General features: G+C 30.0%; 21 protein-coding genes, 1 riboswitch and 1 other annotated feature (1 of these 23 running past the window's edge). All 21 genes read right to left on the reverse strand.

Annotated features, from left to right (window positions below; translation table 11 throughout):
* Positions 1–139 (reverse strand) — a binding site (T-box leader) (it extends 49 nt beyond the left edge of the window).
* A gap of 19 nt (positions 140–158) precedes the next feature.
* The gene (locus tag B9N53_RS03720; RefSeq protein WP_094203738.1) at positions 159–890 is read right to left on the reverse strand and encodes a TrmH family RNA methyltransferase; all 732 of its coding nucleotides are present in this window, start codon (positions 888–890) and stop codon (positions 159–161) included.
* A complete protein-coding gene (locus tag B9N53_RS03725; protein WP_094203739.1) occupies positions 868–1,545 on the reverse strand; it encodes a potassium channel family protein in 678 nt (225 codons plus the stop codon). Before B9N53_RS03725 ends, B9N53_RS03720 begins: the two co-directional genes overlap by 23 nt.
* A gap of 9 nt (positions 1,546–1,554) precedes the next feature.
* Complete coding sequence (locus B9N53_RS03730) at positions 1,555–2,889, reverse strand: TrkH family potassium uptake protein (RefSeq protein WP_094203740.1); 1,335 nt, start codon at positions 2,887–2,889, stop codon at positions 1,555–1,557.
* Positions 2,890–2,997: 108 nt separating this feature from the next.
* Positions 2,998–4,008 carry an aspartate--ammonia ligase gene (asnA, locus tag B9N53_RS03735; protein WP_094203741.1) on the reverse strand — a complete coding sequence of 337 codons (1,011 nt, stop codon included), beginning with the start codon at positions 4,006–4,008 and terminating at the stop codon, positions 2,998–3,000.
* A gap of 124 nt (positions 4,009–4,132) precedes the next feature.
* Positions 4,133–4,453 carry a septation regulator SpoVG gene (gene spoVG / locus B9N53_RS03740; RefSeq protein ID WP_035109536.1) on the reverse strand — a complete coding sequence of 107 codons (321 nt, stop codon included), beginning with the start codon at positions 4,451–4,453 and terminating at the stop codon, positions 4,133–4,135.
* A gap of 127 nt (positions 4,454–4,580) precedes the next feature.
* Positions 4,581–5,579, reverse strand: coding sequence for a glycosyltransferase (locus B9N53_RS03745; RefSeq protein WP_094203742.1), 999 nt, complete (start codon positions 5,577–5,579; stop codon positions 4,581–4,583).
* Between the two features lie 6 nt (positions 5,580–5,585).
* Positions 5,586–6,107 carry a TVP38/TMEM64 family protein gene (locus tag B9N53_RS03750; protein WP_242432394.1) on the reverse strand — a complete coding sequence of 174 codons (522 nt, stop codon included), beginning with the start codon at positions 6,105–6,107 and terminating at the stop codon, positions 5,586–5,588.
* 82 nt (positions 6,108–6,189) lie between these two features.
* Entirely contained in the window at positions 6,190–7,344 is a 1,155-nt protein-coding gene (locus B9N53_RS03755; RefSeq protein WP_094203744.1) for a glycosyltransferase family 4 protein, read from the reverse strand.
* Between the two features lie 112 nt (positions 7,345–7,456).
* Positions 7,457–8,002 (reverse strand): hemerythrin domain-containing protein, encoded by a 546-nt coding sequence (locus B9N53_RS03760; protein WP_094203745.1) that lies wholly within the window; start codon positions 8,000–8,002, stop codon positions 7,457–7,459.
* Between the two features lie 99 nt (positions 8,003–8,101).
* Entirely contained in the window at positions 8,102–8,749 is a 648-nt protein-coding gene (locus B9N53_RS03765; RefSeq protein WP_002836571.1) for a redox-sensing transcriptional repressor Rex, read from the reverse strand.
* A 121-nt stretch (positions 8,750–8,870) separates the two neighbouring features.
* A complete protein-coding gene (locus B9N53_RS03770) occupies positions 8,871–10,337 on the reverse strand; it encodes a carbon starvation protein A (RefSeq protein WP_094203746.1) in 1,467 nt (488 codons plus the stop codon).
* Between the two features lie 193 nt (positions 10,338–10,530).
* A complete protein-coding gene (folK, locus tag B9N53_RS03775; protein WP_094203747.1) occupies positions 10,531–11,349 on the reverse strand; it encodes a 2-amino-4-hydroxy-6-hydroxymethyldihydropteridine diphosphokinase in 819 nt (272 codons plus the stop codon).
* Positions 11,349–12,164 carry a dihydropteroate synthase gene (gene folP / locus B9N53_RS03780; protein WP_094203748.1) on the reverse strand — a complete coding sequence of 272 codons (816 nt, stop codon included), beginning with the start codon at positions 12,162–12,164 and terminating at the stop codon, positions 11,349–11,351. The genes folK and folP overlap by 1 nt, the downstream gene beginning before the upstream one ends.
* Before the next feature lie 11 nt (positions 12,165–12,175).
* Entirely contained in the window at positions 12,176–12,655 is a 480-nt protein-coding gene (locus B9N53_RS03785; RefSeq protein WP_094203749.1) for an HD domain-containing protein, read from the reverse strand.
* Positions 12,655–13,209: a GTP cyclohydrolase I FolE gene (folE, locus tag B9N53_RS03790; RefSeq protein ID WP_094203750.1), complete on the reverse strand. Its 555-nt coding sequence runs from the start codon at positions 13,207–13,209 to the stop codon at positions 12,655–12,657. The genes B9N53_RS03785 and folE overlap by 1 nt, the downstream gene beginning before the upstream one ends.
* A 103-nt stretch (positions 13,210–13,312) precedes the next feature.
* A riboswitch (THF riboswitch) is annotated at positions 13,313–13,401 on the reverse strand.
* A gap of 29 nt (positions 13,402–13,430) precedes the next feature.
* Positions 13,431–13,646, reverse strand: a complete 216-nt coding sequence (locus tag B9N53_RS03795; protein ID WP_002836577.1) for a hypothetical protein — start codon at positions 13,644–13,646, stop codon at positions 13,431–13,433.
* Entirely contained in the window at positions 13,639–14,757 is a 1,119-nt protein-coding gene (locus B9N53_RS03800) for a YcjF family protein (protein ID WP_094203751.1), read from the reverse strand. The genes B9N53_RS03795 and B9N53_RS03800 overlap by 8 nt, the downstream gene beginning before the upstream one ends.
* Before the next feature lie 105 nt (positions 14,758–14,862).
* Entirely contained in the window at positions 14,863–16,482 is a 1,620-nt protein-coding gene (gene groL, locus B9N53_RS03805) for a chaperonin GroEL (RefSeq protein WP_094203752.1), read from the reverse strand.
* A gap of 13 nt (positions 16,483–16,495) precedes the next feature.
* On the reverse strand, positions 16,496–16,780 hold the full coding sequence (locus B9N53_RS03810; RefSeq protein WP_002836581.1) for a co-chaperone GroES: 285 nt from the start codon (positions 16,778–16,780) through the stop codon (positions 16,496–16,498).
* 178 nt (positions 16,781–16,958) lie between these two features.
* The gene (locus tag B9N53_RS03815; RefSeq protein ID WP_094203753.1) at positions 16,959–17,843 is read right to left on the reverse strand and encodes a DNA-3-methyladenine glycosylase family protein; all 885 of its coding nucleotides are present in this window, start codon (positions 17,841–17,843) and stop codon (positions 16,959–16,961) included.
* Positions 17,843–19,108 (reverse strand): Glu/Leu/Phe/Val family dehydrogenase, encoded by a 1,266-nt coding sequence (locus B9N53_RS03820; protein ID WP_094203754.1) that lies wholly within the window; start codon positions 19,106–19,108, stop codon positions 17,843–17,845. The genes B9N53_RS03815 and B9N53_RS03820 overlap by 1 nt, the downstream gene beginning before the upstream one ends.
* Positions 19,109–19,111 lie beyond the last annotated feature (3 nt).

The raw sequence follows: 19,111 nt of genomic DNA on the forward strand, positions 1-19,111 counted from the left end.
CATCACTCGTAAGTTTAACGCACTCTATACGGCTATATTAGCAACTTCAAAGCGAACCAACAAAATTCGATAAATATGTCACACCAAACCATATCTCTCTGTGTATCTAGTTTTGTATTTTCTTCTTCAACATTTTTAATTATTGTATAATATAACTACTAATTTGTCAATTTTGATAGGTAAAACATACTCAAACTTGCAGCTATTGAAGCATTTAATGATTCTGTAACATTATCCATAGGAATTATCAAAAATTCATCAGCGTATTTTTTAATTTCATCACTAATTCCATTTGCTTCATTTCCAATTATTAGAACATGTTTTTCTTTGTCTTTAATTTCTAGAATACTTTTAGAATTCTTCTCCAATGATGTCTCGTAAATTTTAAATCCATTTGATTTATAATTTTGTAGAACATCTATACTTTCATAAGAAATATTCATTCTAAATAAGCTGCCCATAGCACTTCTAATAGTTTTCAAATTATAAATATCGCAACTATTGTCAGATAAAATAATTTTATTATAACCAAAAGCTTCAGCACTTCGTATTATTGTTCCCAAATTTCCTGGATCGTTAATGCATTCCAAAAAAAGTATTTTATCTGTATTATTATCTTTTTTTTCAATAAAATCAACTACACAAATTATACCTTCTGGATTATTCATTTCGCTGAGACTATTGAAAGTTTTTGAATCAAAAAAAACACAACCATCAATCAAATCTTCCCCTTCTCTGAGTATTATTTGTTTGATATTTAAATTTGATTTAATCGCTTCTTCATAAAGCTTGTAACCTTCTATTACAAACTCGTTAGTTTTATATCTATATTTCTTCTTATAAAGTGATTTTACGTGCTTGTATATTTTATTTGAAGTAGAGGTTATCATCTTTATCACCTATTTCAGTAATTTTCTCCAAATCTTTATTTGATCCAATTACTATCAAGTAATCTTCAAACTTTACTGTATATTCCGGTGAAGGGTTAATATTCATTTCTCCATTATTCTTAACGGCAACAACGTTAATACCGTATTTGCTTCTAATTCCGATATCTATGAAGTTCTTTCCTATCCATTCTTTTTTTGGAGTAATCTCTGCAATTGAATAATCATCTGTAAATTCAATATAGTCAAAAATTTGATCACTTATCAAACTCTTAGCAAGTCTTACTGCTGAATCATTTTCTGGAATGATTGCCCTATCTGCCCCTACTTTGAGCAAAATATTGCCGTGAAGAGTATCCTTAGCCTTTGTGATTACCTTCTTAACACCTAATTTTTTACAAACTACAGTAGATAGAATCGATGCTTCAAAATTCGAAGATATTGCAACTATTGCCACATCGAAATTCCCAACACCAACTGAACTCAATGAGTTTTCTGTCAAATGTTCAATATACACCGCATGAGTAACAATACGACTCATTTCATCTACAGTATCTTCATTATTATCTATTAATAATACTTCGTGGCCTGTATTGGATAATTCAATAGCACATGCTCTACCAAATCTACCACAGCCAACTACTACAAATTGTTTCATAATTAAAACCTAACCTATTATAATATTTTCATGAGCTTCTTTGTAAGCTTTCTTGTTCTTTGTATTAGACAACGCAAATAGAATAGTTAATGATCCCACTCTACCTATATACATCGTGGAAATTATCAAAATCTTTGAGATAATATTTAAAGTTGGTGTTAAACTTCTTGTTAAACCAACTGTACCAAATGCGCTTACTACTTCATAAACTACATCTAAATATTTTGCTTTATCTATAACTAAAATTGCAAATGTAACAAAAATTACCCAAACCATTGATAAAGTAATTATAGCTAAAGCTTTTTTTACTTGTGAGAATCTAATTCTACGGTTGAATACTTCTACATCTTCTTGACCTTTGATTTCGCTCAATGCAACAATAATTAACAGTGCAAATGTTGTCGTTTTAATACCTCCTGCAGTACCTGCTGGAGATCCACCAATAAACATATTCAAAATAGATAATACACTTGAACTGTCCAATAATTTTGATTGATCAATTGATGCAAAACCAGCTGTCCTTAAAGTCACAGCTTGAAAAACCGAATTAGATATCTTGTCTGCCAAGCTTAAATTACCGATTGTTTCTGGATTCAAAAATTCCATTGCTAAAATTAAAACTGATGTTATAGATAACATCAATACAGTTGTTGTAAGTACAATTTTTGAATGTAATGAATATTTCTTAAAATCAAAACCATTATGCAACACATCAAGTATTACATTAAAACCAATACCACCTATTACTATTAAAAGTCCAATTACTAACAAAATAAAAAAGTTAGTATTTATATCAATTAAAGAATTTGGTCCCAGGATATCAAATCCTGCATTACAAAAAGCTGAAATTGAATGGAAGAAACTATAAAAAATTCCTTTGAAACCATACATTGGTATAAATTTCGTCATCAGTAAAAAAGCACCAATTGTTTCGATAGAAAAAGTAGATATCAGTATATATCTAATTAGTTTTACCATTCCCTGCATATCAATACTATTTGTTTGTTCTTTAATAATTAATCTATCTTTTAAAGTAATTCTTCTTCCCATGACAAGTGCAATTAAGGTTGCAAATGTCATAAAACCTAGTCCGCCCATTTGGATTAAAATGATAATAATTAATTTCCCCAAAACGCTCCATGTACTATATGTTGCAACTGTAACAAGACCAGTTACACATACGGCAGATGTTGCTGTAAACAGACAATCAATGTATGGAACTTTTGTTGCATTTTGACTTATAGGCAATGACAATAATAATGATCCTACTATAATCAAAAAAAGGAAACTTAGAATCAACACCAATGGCGGATTGTCTTCTAAATATTTTTTTAAATGTTTCATAAACAAATCATACTACAAAAGAATTTAAAAGTAAAACAAATTATTGAACATTTTACAAAAAAAGAGTTACTTATTTATTCAAATAAATAACTCTTTTGTAAAATACGATTATAATAATTTAATTCCCAATTTATCACATTCTTCTAGCATATTTTTAGGCCAAATCGATGATTGAACTTCTCCGATATGAGCTTTTTGTAAGAAGAACATACAAATTCTAGATTGACCAATACCTCCACCTATAGATTGAGGAAGTAAATCATTAAGTAGCATTTGATGATATTCCAAGTTTTTTCTATCATTATTTTGTTTTTTGTCTAATTGATATATCAATCTATCTTTATCTACTCTAATTCCCATAGAGCTTAATTCAAGGCAATTGTCTAAAACAGGATTATAAACTAAAATATCTCCATTTAAACTCCAGTCATCATAATCTGGAGATCTGTCGGAATGAGATTTTCCTGATTTTAATGCATCACCAATTCCAATCAAAAACACTGATCCATATTTTTTTGTAATCAAATTTTCTCTTTCATCTGGAGTATTATCTGGATACATTTCTTCTAATTCATCAGTAGTTACAAAAGTAATTTCATCTCTAAGTATTTTTTCATAATCATCATAAGAATTAACCAACATTGTTTGTGTGTCCAAAAAACATTGATATATATTTCTTACAGTATCCTTTAAAAATTCAACGTTTCTGTCTTCTTTTGAAATTACTTTTTCCCAATCCCATTGATCCACATACAATGAATGCGTGTTGTCACAAATTTCTGAAGGTCTGATGGCATTCATATCTGTATAAATTCCTTCACCTACTGGTATCTCATAATTTTTCAATGCAATTCTCTTCCATTTTGCAAGTGATTGGACAATTTCCAACCTACTCATCGAACCATCTTCCAAGAATTCAAAACCTACAGGTTTTTCGATACCATTTAAGTTATCGTTAATTCCGGTATTAGCTCTAACAAATAACGGTGCGGAAACTCTAGTCAAATTTAAAGTTTCTGACAACCTATATTGAAAAAAATCTTTGATAATTTTAATTGCTTTTTGTGTTTCTAATAAATCCAAAGAGGACTTGTATCCTTTCGGTACTTGTAATTCCATAAAATTCTCCTTTATTCAAAATTAACCATATTTTATTATTATATCAAACATACGAAATATGTAAAATATTTTTTAATCTCCTTTTACCGCACTAAAAAAAGCACCTTGATAGATGCTTTTTGTACTATTCATTTTCTGCAGTTTCTATATTTTCTTCAGTCACTGGCTCAGTTTCATCAGAAGATTGCTTTTCAAATTCTTCGTTGTATTTATTGATAACTGCTACTTCAATTTTTTCTCTCGCTGGAGAACTAATTGGATGAGCTATGTCACGATATTTATCATTACCGATTTTTCTACTAGGCATAGCCAAGAATAAACCATCTTCGCCTTCAATAACTTTGATGTCATGAATTACTATTTCATCATCAAAAGTAACAGAAGCGATAGCTTTTAATCTGTTATCAATATTTAATATTTTAACTCTAACATCTGTAATTTGCATAACCTCACCACCTTGTGTTTTATATATATAATTATACCTCTAAAAAAGTCTTTTGTAAATAAATGTAAATATTAAACAAAATATTTATTAATAATATATTTTTATGAGATTAAGATATCATTAAACATTAAGCTTTGTCTAGTTTTAAATATATATTTTTCAGTTTTTCTCCGATTCTCTGAACACTTCGTTCTTTAACATATCTATACGCTTCTTCAACAGTAGAATATTTGCCATTTATTATATTAATAATTTTATTTTTAAACTCATCATTGGTTTTTGCTTTGATAACTTCTTTACCATCAGTAAACATATCTTCGTAAATCTTAATGTCTCTTACCAAAACTTTTATTTTAGAAGCAAAAGCCTCTAACAGTACAATTCCTTCAGTCTCTTCTCTGGTCATAAATAGAAACAAATCACTTCCGTGATAGCAATCTACCAGTTCTTTTTGATCGACATATCCTGCCATTATTACATTATCTGGTTTATTTTTTATGGATTTTTTTATGTGAGAAGTCAATAGTTTTGGATTAGTGTGCCCAAACCAGATAAATTTGTATTGTGGAAGCTTTCGAGCAACTTCTATAAAATCATCTAGTCCTTTTCTCTTCATCAAATGACCCACTGAAATTATAACTTTATCATCATCTTTCAAATTATATTTCGCTCTGAATCTTTTTCTGCTATTTTTATCACCCTTAAATTTATCAAGATCTATTCCATTCGATAGGCTGTAAATTTTCTTATTAATCCCATATCCTTCGAGTATGTTTTTCGAATAATCTGATGGAGTTATAATTATATCTCCTAGGTTATAGCAACTAATAATCCATTTTTTAAAAAGTCCACTTAATAAATTTGCTCCACGAAAAGAATTTCTAAAATCCTCCATAGTGGAATGTCCATAATAAATAACTTTCTTGCCTTGCTTTTTTGCTTTTCGACCGAAACTTTTTGATTTTGGCATTATAGTATTTATATGAACAATATCATAATCATCATTTTCGTCTGTTGTGTAGGCAATATTATTTAGTTTCAAAGCTTTTTCCTGGTGTTCAATTGCTTGACCAACACCGCTTTGCTTTACTAAATCATAATCACCTTTATATATCAAAATTTTCATCTATTACTAAATCCTTAATATCAGTTTCTTAAATAATACTTCCAATCCCAACGAATATAGCGCTATCGACATAGGCTTTCCTAATATAATTATCCAGAAATATTTTTTGAATTTCATTTTTGTTGTTCCCGCAATGTAGCATAACATATCGTCCGGTGCAATCGGGAAAAATATCAAAGCTGCAAATACATTGTCAAACCTATTCTTTTTGGTAAGAATTTTGATGTATTTGTTATATGCCTTTTCTCCAAAAATCGCAACTATCAATGGAGTACCGTATTTTCTTCCAATAAAAAACACAATTATTGAACCTATACAAATACTTACATAGTTGTATACAAATCCCATCCAAGATCCAAATAAAATTACTCCACCGAGGCAAGTAATTCCACCGGGGATTATCGGGATAATTACTTGCATAATCTGAAATAAAATGAATATCAGAGCAGCTGATTTGCCAAACTGATTCATGAAATCCTGAAACTTATCAATATCTTTAAGTATTCCTGTTTCCCATGCGTAAATCATAATGCAAATACTTACTAATATTCCTATTGCATTTAGCACATGGATACTAATCTGAAATTTTCTATTATCAGCCTCTAGTATCTTATTGAACAGATTTTGCATGATTTTCAATTACCTTTGTATATATATGTTCAATTTTTTTTGCAAATGAATCTTCTGTATAATTTTCGTCTACTAATTGTTTGCAATTTTTACCCATTTCATCTCTAAGTTTTTCATTGTCCAAAATTTGATTTATATATTCGATAAATTCTTCTTCAGTATCGTAACCAAATCCTGTTTTACCATCAATCAACACCCCATCTAAGCAATCATCACGTCTACAAATAATTGGTGTTGAACATGCCATTGATTCAATAAATGTCAGTCCTTGAGTTTCAGATGTCGAAGCTGATACGAATACATCTGCTTGTGAGTAGAAGTTTCCTACTTTTGAAGAATCAATCATTCCTGTAAATATCAATCTATCTCTTATTTTTGAGTTTGAGCAAATATCTTTTAATTCTGAAAGAAATGGTCCTGCACCTGCAATAATGAACACAATATCATCCCTATCTATGTTTTCAAGATACTGAAGAATTTCAGTGATATTTTTTTCCTTACCAATTCTTCCAAGAAATAATACTATATGCTTATCTTCAGGAATTTTATAGCCACTTCGTATATCAAAATCGTCACATTCAGATAACTTTTGAACATTAATTCCAGTTGGTGCTACATATATATCTTCCTGTATATTGTAATCTTTTAGCAAATTATATATTTTATTAGTTGGAACTACTACACCGTCAGTCATTTTTATAATTTGTTTTGAAAATTGCTTTGCAAGTTCCTTACCAATCTTTTTATTCAAAGAAAAATAATGCGTGTAATCTTCATAAACAGTGTGGTACGTATGCAACAGAGGAATATCCAAATCCTTTGCAATTTTTTTTGCTTGGATAAACATAGTGAATTCTGTTTGTGAATGAACTATATCTGGCTTCCAATCCATTATATCTTCATAAAATCTATTATAAAATAACTTATTCATTCTCGCGTCTGGGTAGAATTTCCCAGCTCCTAAAGAACCCATATAATAAATGTCGTCTTCTTGTTTTGAATTAAAACTATCTGAAAAAGTTAAAATCCTAACATCATGTCCCAATCTATCTAAAGCTTTTTTTAAAGATTCAATCGATGTTACAACTCCATTTATTGTCGGTCTGTATGTATCTGTAGTTATTAATATTTTCATAAAACACCTTCCACATAAAATTATAGCATAAATGAAAGGTGTGTATTTGTTACAATATTATTACATTATATGCAAATAAAAAAAGGAATTAATTACTAATTCCTCTCTTACATTACATATTAAATAATTTTTCAATTTTCTCCATCAAAATATTGTGAACTTCTTTATTTTCTTCTAAAAATTTTATAGTTTCATCTTCAACTTCTTTTAATCTCTCATCCGATAAATTCTTTTTTCCATATGGATACACCACTGTATTTTCTTTTTCAATGTGTTTTTGTAAATGTCTTCTGTATCCCATTAGATTTCCGATTACTTCAACAAAATTATCATCTGATCTGTCTTTTTCATATTCTTTTATACTTTGACCCAAATCAAAAATAATTCCTCTTGCTATTTCGTGTTCAACTAACATACCATTTAAAACCATAACTTCACCAATTCTACCCAAATCTTCTTGCATCTTCTTAAACAAAATCTCTTCTTCTTTTCTGTGGTGAAATTTATCTGCGTATTCTTTCAAAATATAGATCAATAATTCTACAAATTCAACATTTATATTTTTGTTATTGATAAATTCAATTGACTTTTCTTTCATTAAATCTATTATTTTACTTATATTTTCATGTTCTTTTTCTAAAACTAAAATACTATCCATATTATCACTCCTTTTATAAAACAATTATAATATAAAAACGCAAAAAAATTTGTAACATTAGTTACAATAAAAAACGGCGTTATAAAACGCCGGATATAATTAATTTTTAGTTCCTGGATAATCTGCCAAATTATTCATGTAATATGTTAATGTGTACAAACTTTCATCAAGATGTACATTTTCTAATACAACATTCTTTGGTAATTTCAAATCCAATGAAGCAAAATTCCAAATACCTTTTATGCCACCATCAACTAGCTTATCACAAACATCTTGAGCTACATCTGTTGGTAGGGCAATAACAGCTATTTCTGGTTTCTTTTCTTTTAGATACTCTTCAATTTTATCGATATCTTTGATTTCATAATCTGAAATTTTTGTACCTACTTTTTTACCATGGTCAAATACATCAACAATATTAAAACCTGAAGATTTAAATCCTTTATAATTCATAATGGCTTTTCCAATATTTCCACAACCTAAAATGATTGCCTTATAAGATTTGTTTATTCCCATAATTTTTTCAATTTCTGATTTCAATTCTTCGACATTGTATCCGTATCCTTGTTGACCAAAACCACCGAAATGATTTAAATCTTGTCTAATTTGAGAAGCAGTTAAACCTGTAATGCTGCTCAATTCTTGACTTGATACTCTTATTATTCCCTTTTGCTCGATCATTCCTAAATATCTGTAATATTTTGGAAGTCTCTTAACAACAGCTAATGATACTCTTGCCCTTGCCATATTATCACTCCATTCATTGTTATTAATATAATTATATCAAAAAAATATTTTAATTTCAATAATTCCGCAATTAATTTGAATAGCAAAAAATCAAGCAGACTTAGCTGCTTGATTTTTTTAATTATCCCATTAATTCAGATTTAGTTTGCCCAATTTTACCTTTTTTAATAACAAATACTGTAAATAAAACTACGAATATGAAACCTACAATATAACTTGCTAAGTATCCATCCATTCCTAATCTTTTATCAAGTGAAAATCCTAAATCGGCATGTGCAATATAACTTGAAACTATAAATGCATAAAACATTCCTGGTATCATTGTTATAAAGTAATTTTTCTTATTGATATATAAATATACTGTAATCAACATTAAAGCAAATACAGCTACCAATTGATTAGTAAAACCGAAGTATCTCCATAATAAGTTAAATCCATTTCCATTTGTCTTGGCAAAATAAAGAATCGCGATAGCAAAAACATAAATTAGTAAGCTTAACAAAATTCTATTTTTAACAGATTTTTGACTTATATTGAATTGTTCACCTATCATTAAACGAAGCGATCTAAATGCAGTATCTCCACTTGTAATTGGTAATACAATTACTCCAATAATAGCGAACAAGCCACCAATTTTGCCCATAAAAGTTTTAGAAATTATACCAACCATCAAAGTAGCATTAGTATCCAATGCTGTACCTCTATTGAAAAGCACCATAGCACCAGATGCCCAACACATAGCAATAAGTCCTTCTGCAATCATCATATTGTAGAATGTTGATCTTCCTTCATGCTCATTTTTTACAGTTCTAGAAATAAGTGTAATTTGTGATCCATGAAATCCTGAAAGAATTCCACAAGCAACCGTGATGAAAAATACAGGAATAAAGCTTTGGCCCAAAGGATGCTTACTTAATAAAACCCCTTCAGTAATATTGTGTAAATTAGCCCCCCCATCTAAGAAAACTCCACCTAATACACCAATAGCACTGACTATTAAAATAGCACCAAAAACAGGATAAACTCTTCCTATTATCTTATCAATCGGAAAAAGTGTAGCCAATAGATAATAAATTAAAATAATTCCATATACAATCCAAATTATTCCGCCGTTGACATCCATATGTAAAATGTCATTAACAATTAAATCTCCCGGCGTATAAATAAATACTACACCAACTAAAAGCATTAATATCCAAATAATAATATTATAAACTTTATTAGTAGTTTTCCCCATATACTTTTTTATCATTTTTGGAACTTGAGCCCCTTCATTTCTCATAGACATCATTCCTATGAAATAATCATGAGTTGCCCCAGCTAAAACACATCCAATTGGAATAGTTAGAAATGCTATAGGCCCAAATAAAATACCTTGAATAGGTCCTAAAATTGGGCCAGTTCCCGCGATATTTAGAAGTTCAATGAGTTGATTCTTCCATTTTTTCATTTCGACAAAGTCTACACCATCAGCCAGTGATGTTGCAGGTGTTATTCTATCGTCTGGTTGGAATACTTTTTCGCAGTATTTTCCATAAAAATAACCGCCGACAAATAAAATTAATATACCGATTATAAATAAAATCATATTTCCCCCTAAATCAAAAATTTACTATGATATTATAATAATATAAAGTCTATTAAAATTCAAAGAAAAATTTTAATTGTAACTTACTCATCACCTTTTTATCTTATTATTTAAGTGATAATTTCAAGTTTTCATTTATTGTATTTTTAAATAAAAAACAACGACTTAAAAATCGTTGTTTTTAAAAAATTTTCTATTTGTTTTCTAATTCATTTAGCAATTGTTCGAGTGTTTTATTTAAGACAGGATGCACAAAAAATTGTGCAAAATCATTTAATGGTTGCAATACGAACTTTCTATCTTGAACATAAGGATGAGGAACTTTCAAATCATCAGTATATATTATTTCGTTATCACAAAATAAGATGTCAATATCTATAGTTCTAGGTCCCCATTTTTCGTGTCTTTCTCTACCAAGATCTAACTCAATTTGTTGAGTTATTTTCAGCAAATCTTCAGGCTCTTCGTATGATTCTATTTCAACGGCACAATTGAGAAAATCTTCCTGATCAGTTTTCCCCCAAGCTTTTGTAGTGTACATTTCAGACACGTTTTTTAATTCAATACTATTTGTGTTTTTCAATCTATCAATAGCAGAATTAACATATTCTTGTTTATCTCCAATGTTGGATCCTATTCCCAAAAAATATCTTCTTTTTTTTCTGTTAATTGTTACTTTAACGGTATCAAGTGGCAGATTAATTGGAGCCCATGGTTTTTTAATTTCTACATTAAGCTCTTGTACAATTTTGTATTTTTCAAATATGAACTCAACTAATTTATAAGCTACTGTTTCTATTAAGTCTATTGACTCTGAACGAAAATAATCATATACTTCTTTGCTCAAAACTCCATAGTGAATTGAATCTTCTAAATTGTTAGAGGTTGCACCTTTTTTCATATTGTATCCCATCTTCAAAGTAACCAAAAATTTTTGTCCCAATTCTTTTTCAGATTGAAATACTCCATGGTTAGCGTATATTTCTAAATCTTTTACTAAAAGGTAGTCCATTATTTTCCTTCTCTTTTTATAGCCAAAGTCATTCTCATAGCATCATAACTTTCTTTTACATTGTGAACTCTGAAAATTGAACATCCATTCATTACACCAATAGCTGTAGTTATAGCTGTACCAAAATCTCTGTCAATTGCTTTATCTATTCCCATAGCTTTCCCGATAAATCTCTTTCTACTTGTTCCCAATAATACAGGATATCCCAAATCGACAAATTCTCTGATTCTATTTACAACTGTTAAATCTTTTTCATAATCTAGTGCAAATCCAACTCCAGGATCCAATATAATTAATTCTTCTTTTATTCCAGCTTTTTTTGCTAATTCAACTGATTCTAATGTTTCTCTGTTTAAATCCTTCATTAAGTCATTATAATGATTGTTGTCTTTATTATGCATTAATATTACTGGTATATCTAATTCCTTAGCAGTTTGTGCCATTTCTGGATCTGATTTTAATCCCCAAACATCGTTTAAAATATCTGCTCCTTCTTTCACAACCTCTCTCAAAGTATTAGCTTTGTAAGTGTCTAAAGAAATTGGAATATCAAAGTTTTCTCTTATTTTTCTAATAATAGGAATAACTCTTTCAAGTTCTTGTTCAGATGACAAAGGAGTAAAGCCTGGTCTTGTTGATTCAGCCCCAATATCAATGATACTAGCTCCTTCCTTTATCATATCTTCAACGTGTTTAACAGCTCTATCAACATCATTCCATTTCCCACCATCTGAAAAAGAATCTGGTGTGACATTCAAAATCCCCATTATATATGCATCGTTTTTAAAATCAAATTCTTTGTTTCTAATTAACATTTTGTATCCTTTCAATAAATAACCGTTTTATTTTTCTTTTCTTCTGGCCAATTACAAATACTTCTAGCAGGACATCTGAAACACATCCTCGACAGCTTATCTGCTTTATAAAAAATCTCTATAAATCTATCATCGTTTTCTTTATTAGTTCTATGATGTTTAATTGCACTTATTATTCGTTGCTTTGACTTATCATCAAAATCCAAATCTTTCAAAATTTCTTGAGCAATTTCTTGTGATAATATACTGTGATTAATCCCAGTATCCACTTCGTCAGCTCTTCCCAAATCATGTAAAAGCGCTGTAACATATATTAAATCCTTATCAATATTCAGATTCTCTTCTAAATTAATAATATAGCAGATTCTAGCTACATCCATTAGATGAGAGAAATCATGTTTACAAAAAACACGAGTTTTCTCATCATCTTCAATTTTATTTATTTTTTCATTAAATAAATTGTGATTAAGGACAATGTCAGTATTTTTCATTATAATCCCATTAATCTATAAGCTTCGTTTTTCAAATCCAAATCTTCTTCAAAAGCTCCTCTTGCTACAGAAGTCATTGTTGAAGTACCTGGTTTTTTAACACCTCTCATATTCATGCACATGTGCTCAGCTTCAATAGTAACTAAACATCCTTTGCAATTTAAATATTCCATTAATGCATCAGCTATTTCAATATTTAAACGTTCTTGTAATTGTGGTTTTTTTGAATACACGTCAACAGTTCTAGCTAATTTTGATAAACCAGCAACTCTTTTATCAGGAATATAAGCAATATTAACCTTTCCCCAAAATGGTAGTAAGTGATGTTCGCACATTGAATAAAAAGGAATGTCCTTTTCTATTACCATATTGTCATCAACTATCTCAAAAGATTTCGACAAATGCACTTTCGCATTTTGATTTAATCCACTGAAAATTTCTTCGTACATTCTAGCTACTCTTTGAGGTGTTTCCAATAATCCTTCTCTGTTTGGATCTTCACCAATAGCTTCTATTATCATTGACACTGCTTGTTCAATTTTTTCTTTATCCATTAAAATCCCTCTCATTTATAAAAAATATAAGAGCACCCGAGAGTGCTCCACAAAAAAAGCATTATCCTCTGTTTCAAAGATAATGCTCCCACTAATTCATATTATCAGCGGAAGCGGCATTGATATCGCAATAATTTCGTTAATGGGCAACTCCCTATCCCATTACACTAAACGCATCAACCCTACTCTGTAATTACTATTATACCACACTTATGTGTTTTTTAATCTTGATATTTTAACCCATCAAAGTGAAAATAGTCTATCATATCGTCATCTTCATAAATTATTATATCAGATGGCTCTCTATTTCTTTCAGCTACGTTGAAACAGTCCTCAAGCTTTGCGTATTCAACAGCTCTACAAGTATTTTGAACTGCAAAATCAAAATTTCCATCTTTATATTTTTCAATAAAATCTTTTTTTGTTAAATCATTCATCGTCTTTCTTCTTCCTATTCTTCAAATATTCTGTATAAGTTTTTTGCATTAATTTTTCAATTTCAGAAAAATCCATATTAATTCCTAGCTTTTCTCTTTTAGCAATATAACTCAAAACTTCTATATAACTCATCGCTAACGCCGTTGTCATTATAGATGCAGTCGCTGCAGATATTAATCCACCAGCTAAGCTACCTACTCCCGGAATAAACTTCAAAGCATTTGTTACTATGAATCGTCCCGCAAAAGTAGCACCTCCCGTTCCTCCTATAGCAGCTATGATTGAAGCAACTCTTTGTTTATCCATTGAAATTCCGAATATAGAATTAATGTGAGCTATCATTCCTATTTGCATAGGTACTAAAATGGATGCGTCTGAGAACGGTATAGGAACAAATCCAATTCCAAAAGCTGTTTTTATATATCTTTTTGCCCAACGTCTTGCCGTTTTTGCTTTTAAATCAATATCGACATGTTGGGCATTAATAAAAGAATTTTTTATTTCCTCATCTAAAAGTTCAAAACTTTTAGTCATCAGTTCTTTCAATCCTTTTTCTTCAATAACCATATCATTAATTCGGTATGGTTTTGCAAGTATTTCGATAACATCTGCCACATCTAAATTCAAATTCTGAATATAGTCTTTTAATTGTTCAGAATTTTCTCCTAATGATTGTGTTAGGACTATGATTACCGGTGCAAATTGTTTTAAGGAATTAATAAGAGCTATTTCAGAATCTTCTATCCTAGATCCATTTGAATTAATACAATAATATATCAAATGAATTCTATCTTTTTCACCTTGATGCTTTAAATCTTTTAATAAAGTTGTTATTTCTGTAAGGACTTCTCTTTGATTTTGTGAGTTAAGCTCGAGTCCTTGAGTGTCGTATAAATTAATAGGAATATTTTCCTTTGTAATTTTTTGCAAATATTTAGTGACAGGCTTTCCTACACCTGTCTCTACCAAATTATCTCTAAACATTCCATTAATTAAAGTCGATTTACCAACTCCAGTTTTCCCAACCAATAATATATTGATTGGACTCATTTTTTGTATTTCTTCACTTGTTTTGCCAAGCACTTCATTTATTAAATCGTAATTATTCATTATCTCACCAACTTAATGTATATATACCCGATATTCATTTTCAACTAACATTTTTAATTCATTGCATAAAAAAAGATGAGGAATATATCCTCACCTTTAATTTGTTTACATATACGCGCCAGGACCTGGTTGAGGCATAGCTGGTTCGTCTTCTTTTATAGAAACTACTGCTGCTTCTGTTGTCAATAATAAACTTGCAACGGATGCTGCATTTTGTAATGCAGATAATGTTACTTTTGTTGGATCTACAATACCAGCTTTTAACATATCTACATATTCACCTTTGTATGCATCAAATCCAATTCCTTTGTCTTTGTTTTTAACATTTTCAACTATAACTGATCCGTCGATTCCAGCATTAATTGCGATTTGTTTTACAGGTTCTTCTAACGCTTTTAGAATTATCTTAACTCCTGTTTTTTCATCGCCTTCAACTTCATCGACAAGTTTTTCAACTTCTTCAAGAACATCCAATAGAACTGTTCCACCACCAGCAACAATTCCTTCTTCAACTGCTGCTCTTGTTGCTGCAAGTGCATCTTCTATTCTCAATTTTCTTTCTTTTAATTCTGTTTCTGTAGCTGCTCCAACTTCAATTACAGCAACTCCACCAGATAATTTTGCTAATCTTTCTTGAAGTTTTTCTCTATCATATTCAGAATCAGTTTCAGGAATTCTGTTTTGGATTTGGTTAATTCTTTCTTCAATCTTAGATTGTTCACCATTTCCGTCAACAATAGTTGTCTTGTCTTTTGATACATTAACTTTTCTTGCTCTTCCTAGCATATCAAAAGATGCATCTTTCAATTCGATTCCCAATTCTTCTGTGATTAATTGAGCTCCAGTTAAAATGCAAATATCTTCAAGCATTTCTTTTCTTCTGTCCCCAAATCCTGGTGCCTTAACAGCTACACAGTTGAATGTTCCTCTGATTTTATTTAAAACTAAAGTTGCTAATGCCTCACCTTCAACATCTTCTGCAATTATAAATAATGGCTTACCTTGTTGAACAACTTGTTCTAATAATGGTAATATATCTTGGATATTTGTAATTTTTCTGTCAGTAACTAAAATAAATGGATCTTCCATTGCTGCTACCATTTTATCTGAATCAGAAACCATATAAGGAGATACATATCCTCTGTCGAATTCCATACCTTCTACAACATTTAAAGTAGTTCCCATAGATTTTGATTCTTCAACAGTAATTACACCATTGTTTCCAACTTTTTCCATAGCTTCTGCAATTAGTTTACCAATAGTTTCATCTGCAGCTGATACGCTACCAACATTTGCTATTTCTTCTTTTGTTGTAACACTGTGACTTCTAGATTTAATAGCTTCCACAGATTTTTCAACAGCTTTTCTGATACCCTTTTGTAAAACAATTGGATTAGCACCAGCTGCTAAGTTTTTCAAACCTTCTCTAATAATTGCTTGTGCTAAAAGTGTAGCAGTAGTAGTACCATCACCTGCAACATCATTAGTTTTAGTAGCAACTTCTTTTACTAATTGTGCACCCATGTTTTCGTATTCATCTTCAAGTTCAATCTCCCTTGCAATTGAAACACCGTCATTTGTAATCAATGGTGCGCCGTATTCTTTATCCAAAACTACATTACGACCTTTTGGTCCCAATGTAACTTTAACTGTATCTGATAATTTATTAATACCTTCTACCATGCTTTTACGAGCATCATCTGAAAATTTGATTTGTTTTGCCATAAAATTTATCCTCCTATTCTACAACTGCTAGAATATCTTCATATTTAACTAATATATATTCTGTGTCTTCTAGTTTTATTTCTGTTCCAGCGTATTTTGAGTATATAACTTTATCTCCAACTTTAATGTTGCCTTTCATTTTTTCATCTTCTTCTACTTCAGATCCAATAGCTAAAACTTCTGCATAAACAGGAGCTTCTTTAGCTGAAGATGGGAGAACTATTCCAGAGAATGTTTTTTCTTCTTCTTTTTCTTGTTTTTTTAATACTAATCTATCACCAATAGGTTTTAAATTCATGATATCCTCCTTCAGAATCTTTTGTTAGCACTCTAACCTGTTGAGTGTTAATCCTCTTATATAATAAACCACGTTTTTGTTTTAATCAAACGTATTTATTAGTATTTAAAAGCAAATAGCTCAGTTTATTTTGATATTTCTTGTTTTAATTCTATTTTCTATGATGAATTTCTGAAAATTATTTTCCGATTGTATTTTCTCTTCCATAGTAGAATAAATATTGCTGTGCATATCCAGCATAATCTCCAAACAAATCGTCAGCGTACTTTGCAATCAAATTTTTATTTGTTTCTTCTTTTATAAACAAATACTCCATAACTCTTTTTATCCACACATCAACTGGAAATGTATTGTGTCTGTTGTATGAGAAAAGCATAATACAATCGGCAACTTTTGGTCCTACTCCCGGAAGTTTGATTAATTCTTTTCTTAATTCTTCATTTGATAAATTATCTATTTCAAATATATCAAACTCATTATCTGCAACCATTTTTGCCACATCTACAATTCTTTTATCCCTAAATCCAACGCGACACACTTCTCTCATTTCTTCCACTGGTACTTTTTCTAAATCTTCAGGCTTAGGAAAAGAATACAATTTTCTACCGTTAAATTCGCCCAATAATTTACCGTAATTTTCGCAAATTATATTTACCGATTTCATAATTCTAGGTATTTGATTGTTTGCTGATATAATAAACGAAATTATTGTAGAGAATTTATCTTGGTTCAATATTCTGATTCCATCACCATATTCTAATGCGTTTTTCAAAGTTTCATTGAAAGATAATTCTTCTTTAATTTTTGAATAATCTGTTTTCAAATCAAAATAATTTTCCCATTTTTTATAGTAATCATCTTCTGTGCAGTTCTTAATATAAACGTAATCTCCAACCAAACTTACATTACAGTACATGTCGCCATCAACAGTTGTGTATGACATATCATCTTCTTTGTACCATCTAAACGCCTGCCCACATTCAAAAATGTGGGTAGGGTTAAAAGATGATTGTTTAATTTTAGTAAGTTTTAATTCATCATTAAATTCTATTTGTGTTTGCATTAATACCATCCGCGTATTTTCATTGTTTCGCTAATTTTTTTGATTGAATGTACATAAGCAGCTTGTCTCAAAGTTATATTAAGCTTTTCGGATAATTCCCAAATTTCATTAAATGATTTATTAATCAAATAATATTCTTTTTCTCTAACTTCTTCCTCAGACCAATAATATCCTGCTTTATTTTGTACCCATTCAAAATAAGATACAGTGACTCCTCCAGAGTTTGCCAAAATATCTGGAACAATAACTACATTTTTTTCATTTAAAATTTCATCTGCATCCTTTGTTATAGGTCCATTTGCACCTTCTACAATGATTTTCGCTTTAATTGAATTAACATTTTCAGTTGTAATTGCATTTTCCAAAGCAGCAGGAATCAAAACATCAACATCAGCTGCGAAAAAATCCTCATTTGAAATTACTTCACATCCTTCAATACTAGCGAAGTCTTTTTCTTTCGTTTGAGAGATTTCATAGCATTCTTCAAAATTGAATCCGTCTTCCTTGTGAATTGCAAATACTCCTCTTTGTTTATTGTATTCCATGATGTAATTGACTTTCATACCATGTTCAAGCACATATTTTAAAGTATAAATACCAACATTGCCTAATCCTTGTAAGGCAACAGTTGTTTCTTCTAATTTTTTATTTAAATTTAGAACTGCTTTTTTCGCGCTTAAAGCTACTGAAAATCCTGTAGCTTCTGTTCTTCCCAAGGAACCTCCAAATTCAATCGGTTTACCAGTGAAAGTTCCGATTTGATTAGTACCAGTTAATTTGTTGTACTCATCAGCCATCCAACTCATAATTTTCCCATTTGTATTAACATCTGGAGCTGGAATATCAAAATCTTCTCCTAAATATTTGTACATTCCATCAACAAATCCTCTAGATAATCTTTCCAACTCTACTTCAGAAAGCTTTGATGGATCTACAATTATTCCACCTTTTCCTCCACCATAAGGTAGGTTTGTTACTTGGCATTTAAAAGTCATCCATATAGATAAAGCTTTAACTTCATCCAAGTTAACATCTTCTCTAAATCTCAATCCACCTTTTGTAGGACCCATTGCATTATTATGTTGTGATCTGTAACCCTTAAACACTTTCATTGAACCATCATCCATTTTCACTGGAATATTTATTTCAATTACTCTGTAAGGATCTTTCAATAATTCATAAACGCTATCGTCTAAATTTAAAATATCACAAGCTTTTTTTATTTGATATCTTGCATTTTCTAACGGATTCAATGTTTCTGTCATATA

Source organism: Finegoldia magna (assembly GCF_002243175.1).
Lineage (GTDB): Bacteria > Bacillota > Clostridia > Tissierellales > Peptoniphilaceae > Finegoldia > Finegoldia magna_J.

What these genes read in the sequence shown, in the direction of transcription:
- B9N53_RS03755 (WP_094203744.1), bottom strand. Translation starts at nt 7,344, where the DNA reads ATGAAAATATTAATAACTACAGATACATACAGACCGACAATAAATGGA.
- folP (WP_094203748.1), bottom strand. Translation starts at nt 12,164, where the DNA reads ATGTTAATTAGAAACAAAGAATTTGATTTTAAAAACGATGCATATATA.
- B9N53_RS03745 (WP_094203742.1), bottom strand. Translation starts at nt 5,579, where the DNA reads ATGAAAATTTTGATATATAAAGGTGATTATGATTTAGTAAAGCAAAGC.
- B9N53_RS03725 (WP_094203739.1), bottom strand. Translation starts at nt 1,545, where the DNA reads ATGAAACAATTTGTAGTAGTTGGCTGTGGTAGATTTGGTAGAGCATGT.
- B9N53_RS03795 (WP_002836577.1), bottom strand. Translation starts at nt 13,646, where the DNA reads ATGAATGATTTAACAAAAAAAGATTTTATTGAAAAATATAAAGATGGA.
- spoVG (WP_035109536.1), bottom strand. Translation starts at nt 4,453, where the DNA reads ATGCAAATTACAGATGTTAGAGTTAAAATATTAAATATTGATAACAGA.
- B9N53_RS03820 (WP_094203754.1), bottom strand. Translation starts at nt 19,108, where the DNA reads ATGACAGAAACATTGAATCCGTTAGAAAATGCAAGATATCAAATAAAA.
- B9N53_RS03720 (WP_094203738.1), bottom strand. Translation starts at nt 890, where the DNA reads ATGATAACCTCTACTTCAAATAAAATATACAAGCACGTAAAATCACTT.
- B9N53_RS03765 (WP_002836571.1), bottom strand. Translation starts at nt 8,749, where the DNA reads ATGGCAAGGGCAAGAGTATCATTAGCTGTTGTTAAGAGACTTCCAAAA.
- B9N53_RS03815 (WP_094203753.1), bottom strand. Translation starts at nt 17,843, where the DNA reads ATGCAAACACAAATAGAATTTAATGATGAATTAAAACTTACTAAAATT.
- B9N53_RS03785 (WP_094203749.1), bottom strand. Translation starts at nt 12,655, where the DNA reads ATGAAAAATACTGACATTGTCCTTAATCACAATTTATTTAATGAAAAA.
- B9N53_RS03770 (WP_094203746.1), bottom strand. Translation starts at nt 10,337, where the DNA reads ATGATTTTATTTATAATCGGTATATTAATTTTATTTGTCGGCGGTTAT.
- B9N53_RS03730 (WP_094203740.1), bottom strand. Translation starts at nt 2,889, where the DNA reads ATGAAACATTTAAAAAAATATTTAGAAGACAATCCGCCATTGGTGTTG.
- B9N53_RS03800 (WP_094203751.1), bottom strand. Translation starts at nt 14,757, where the DNA reads ATGAATAATTACGATTTAATAAATGAAGTGCTTGGCAAAACAAGTGAA.
- groL (WP_094203752.1), bottom strand. Translation starts at nt 16,482, where the DNA reads ATGGCAAAACAAATCAAATTTTCAGATGATGCTCGTAAAAGCATGGTA.
- B9N53_RS03750 (WP_242432394.1), bottom strand. Translation starts at nt 6,107, where the DNA reads ATGATTTACGCATGGGAAACAGGAATACTTAAAGATATTGATAAGTTT.
- folE (WP_094203750.1), bottom strand. Translation starts at nt 13,209, where the DNA reads ATGGATAAAGAAAAAATTGAACAAGCAGTGTCAATGATAATAGAAGCT.
- B9N53_RS03810 (WP_002836581.1), bottom strand. Translation starts at nt 16,780, where the DNA reads ATGAATTTAAAACCTATTGGTGATAGATTAGTATTAAAAAAACAAGAA.
- folK (WP_094203747.1), bottom strand. Translation starts at nt 11,349, where the DNA reads ATGGACTACCTTTTAGTAAAAGATTTAGAAATATACGCTAACCATGGA.
- asnA (WP_094203741.1), bottom strand. Translation starts at nt 4,008, where the DNA reads ATGGAATTACAAGTACCGAAAGGATACAAGTCCTCTTTGGATTTATTA.
- B9N53_RS03760 (WP_094203745.1), bottom strand. Translation starts at nt 8,002, where the DNA reads ATGGATAGTATTTTAGTTTTAGAAAAAGAACATGAAAATATAAGTAAA.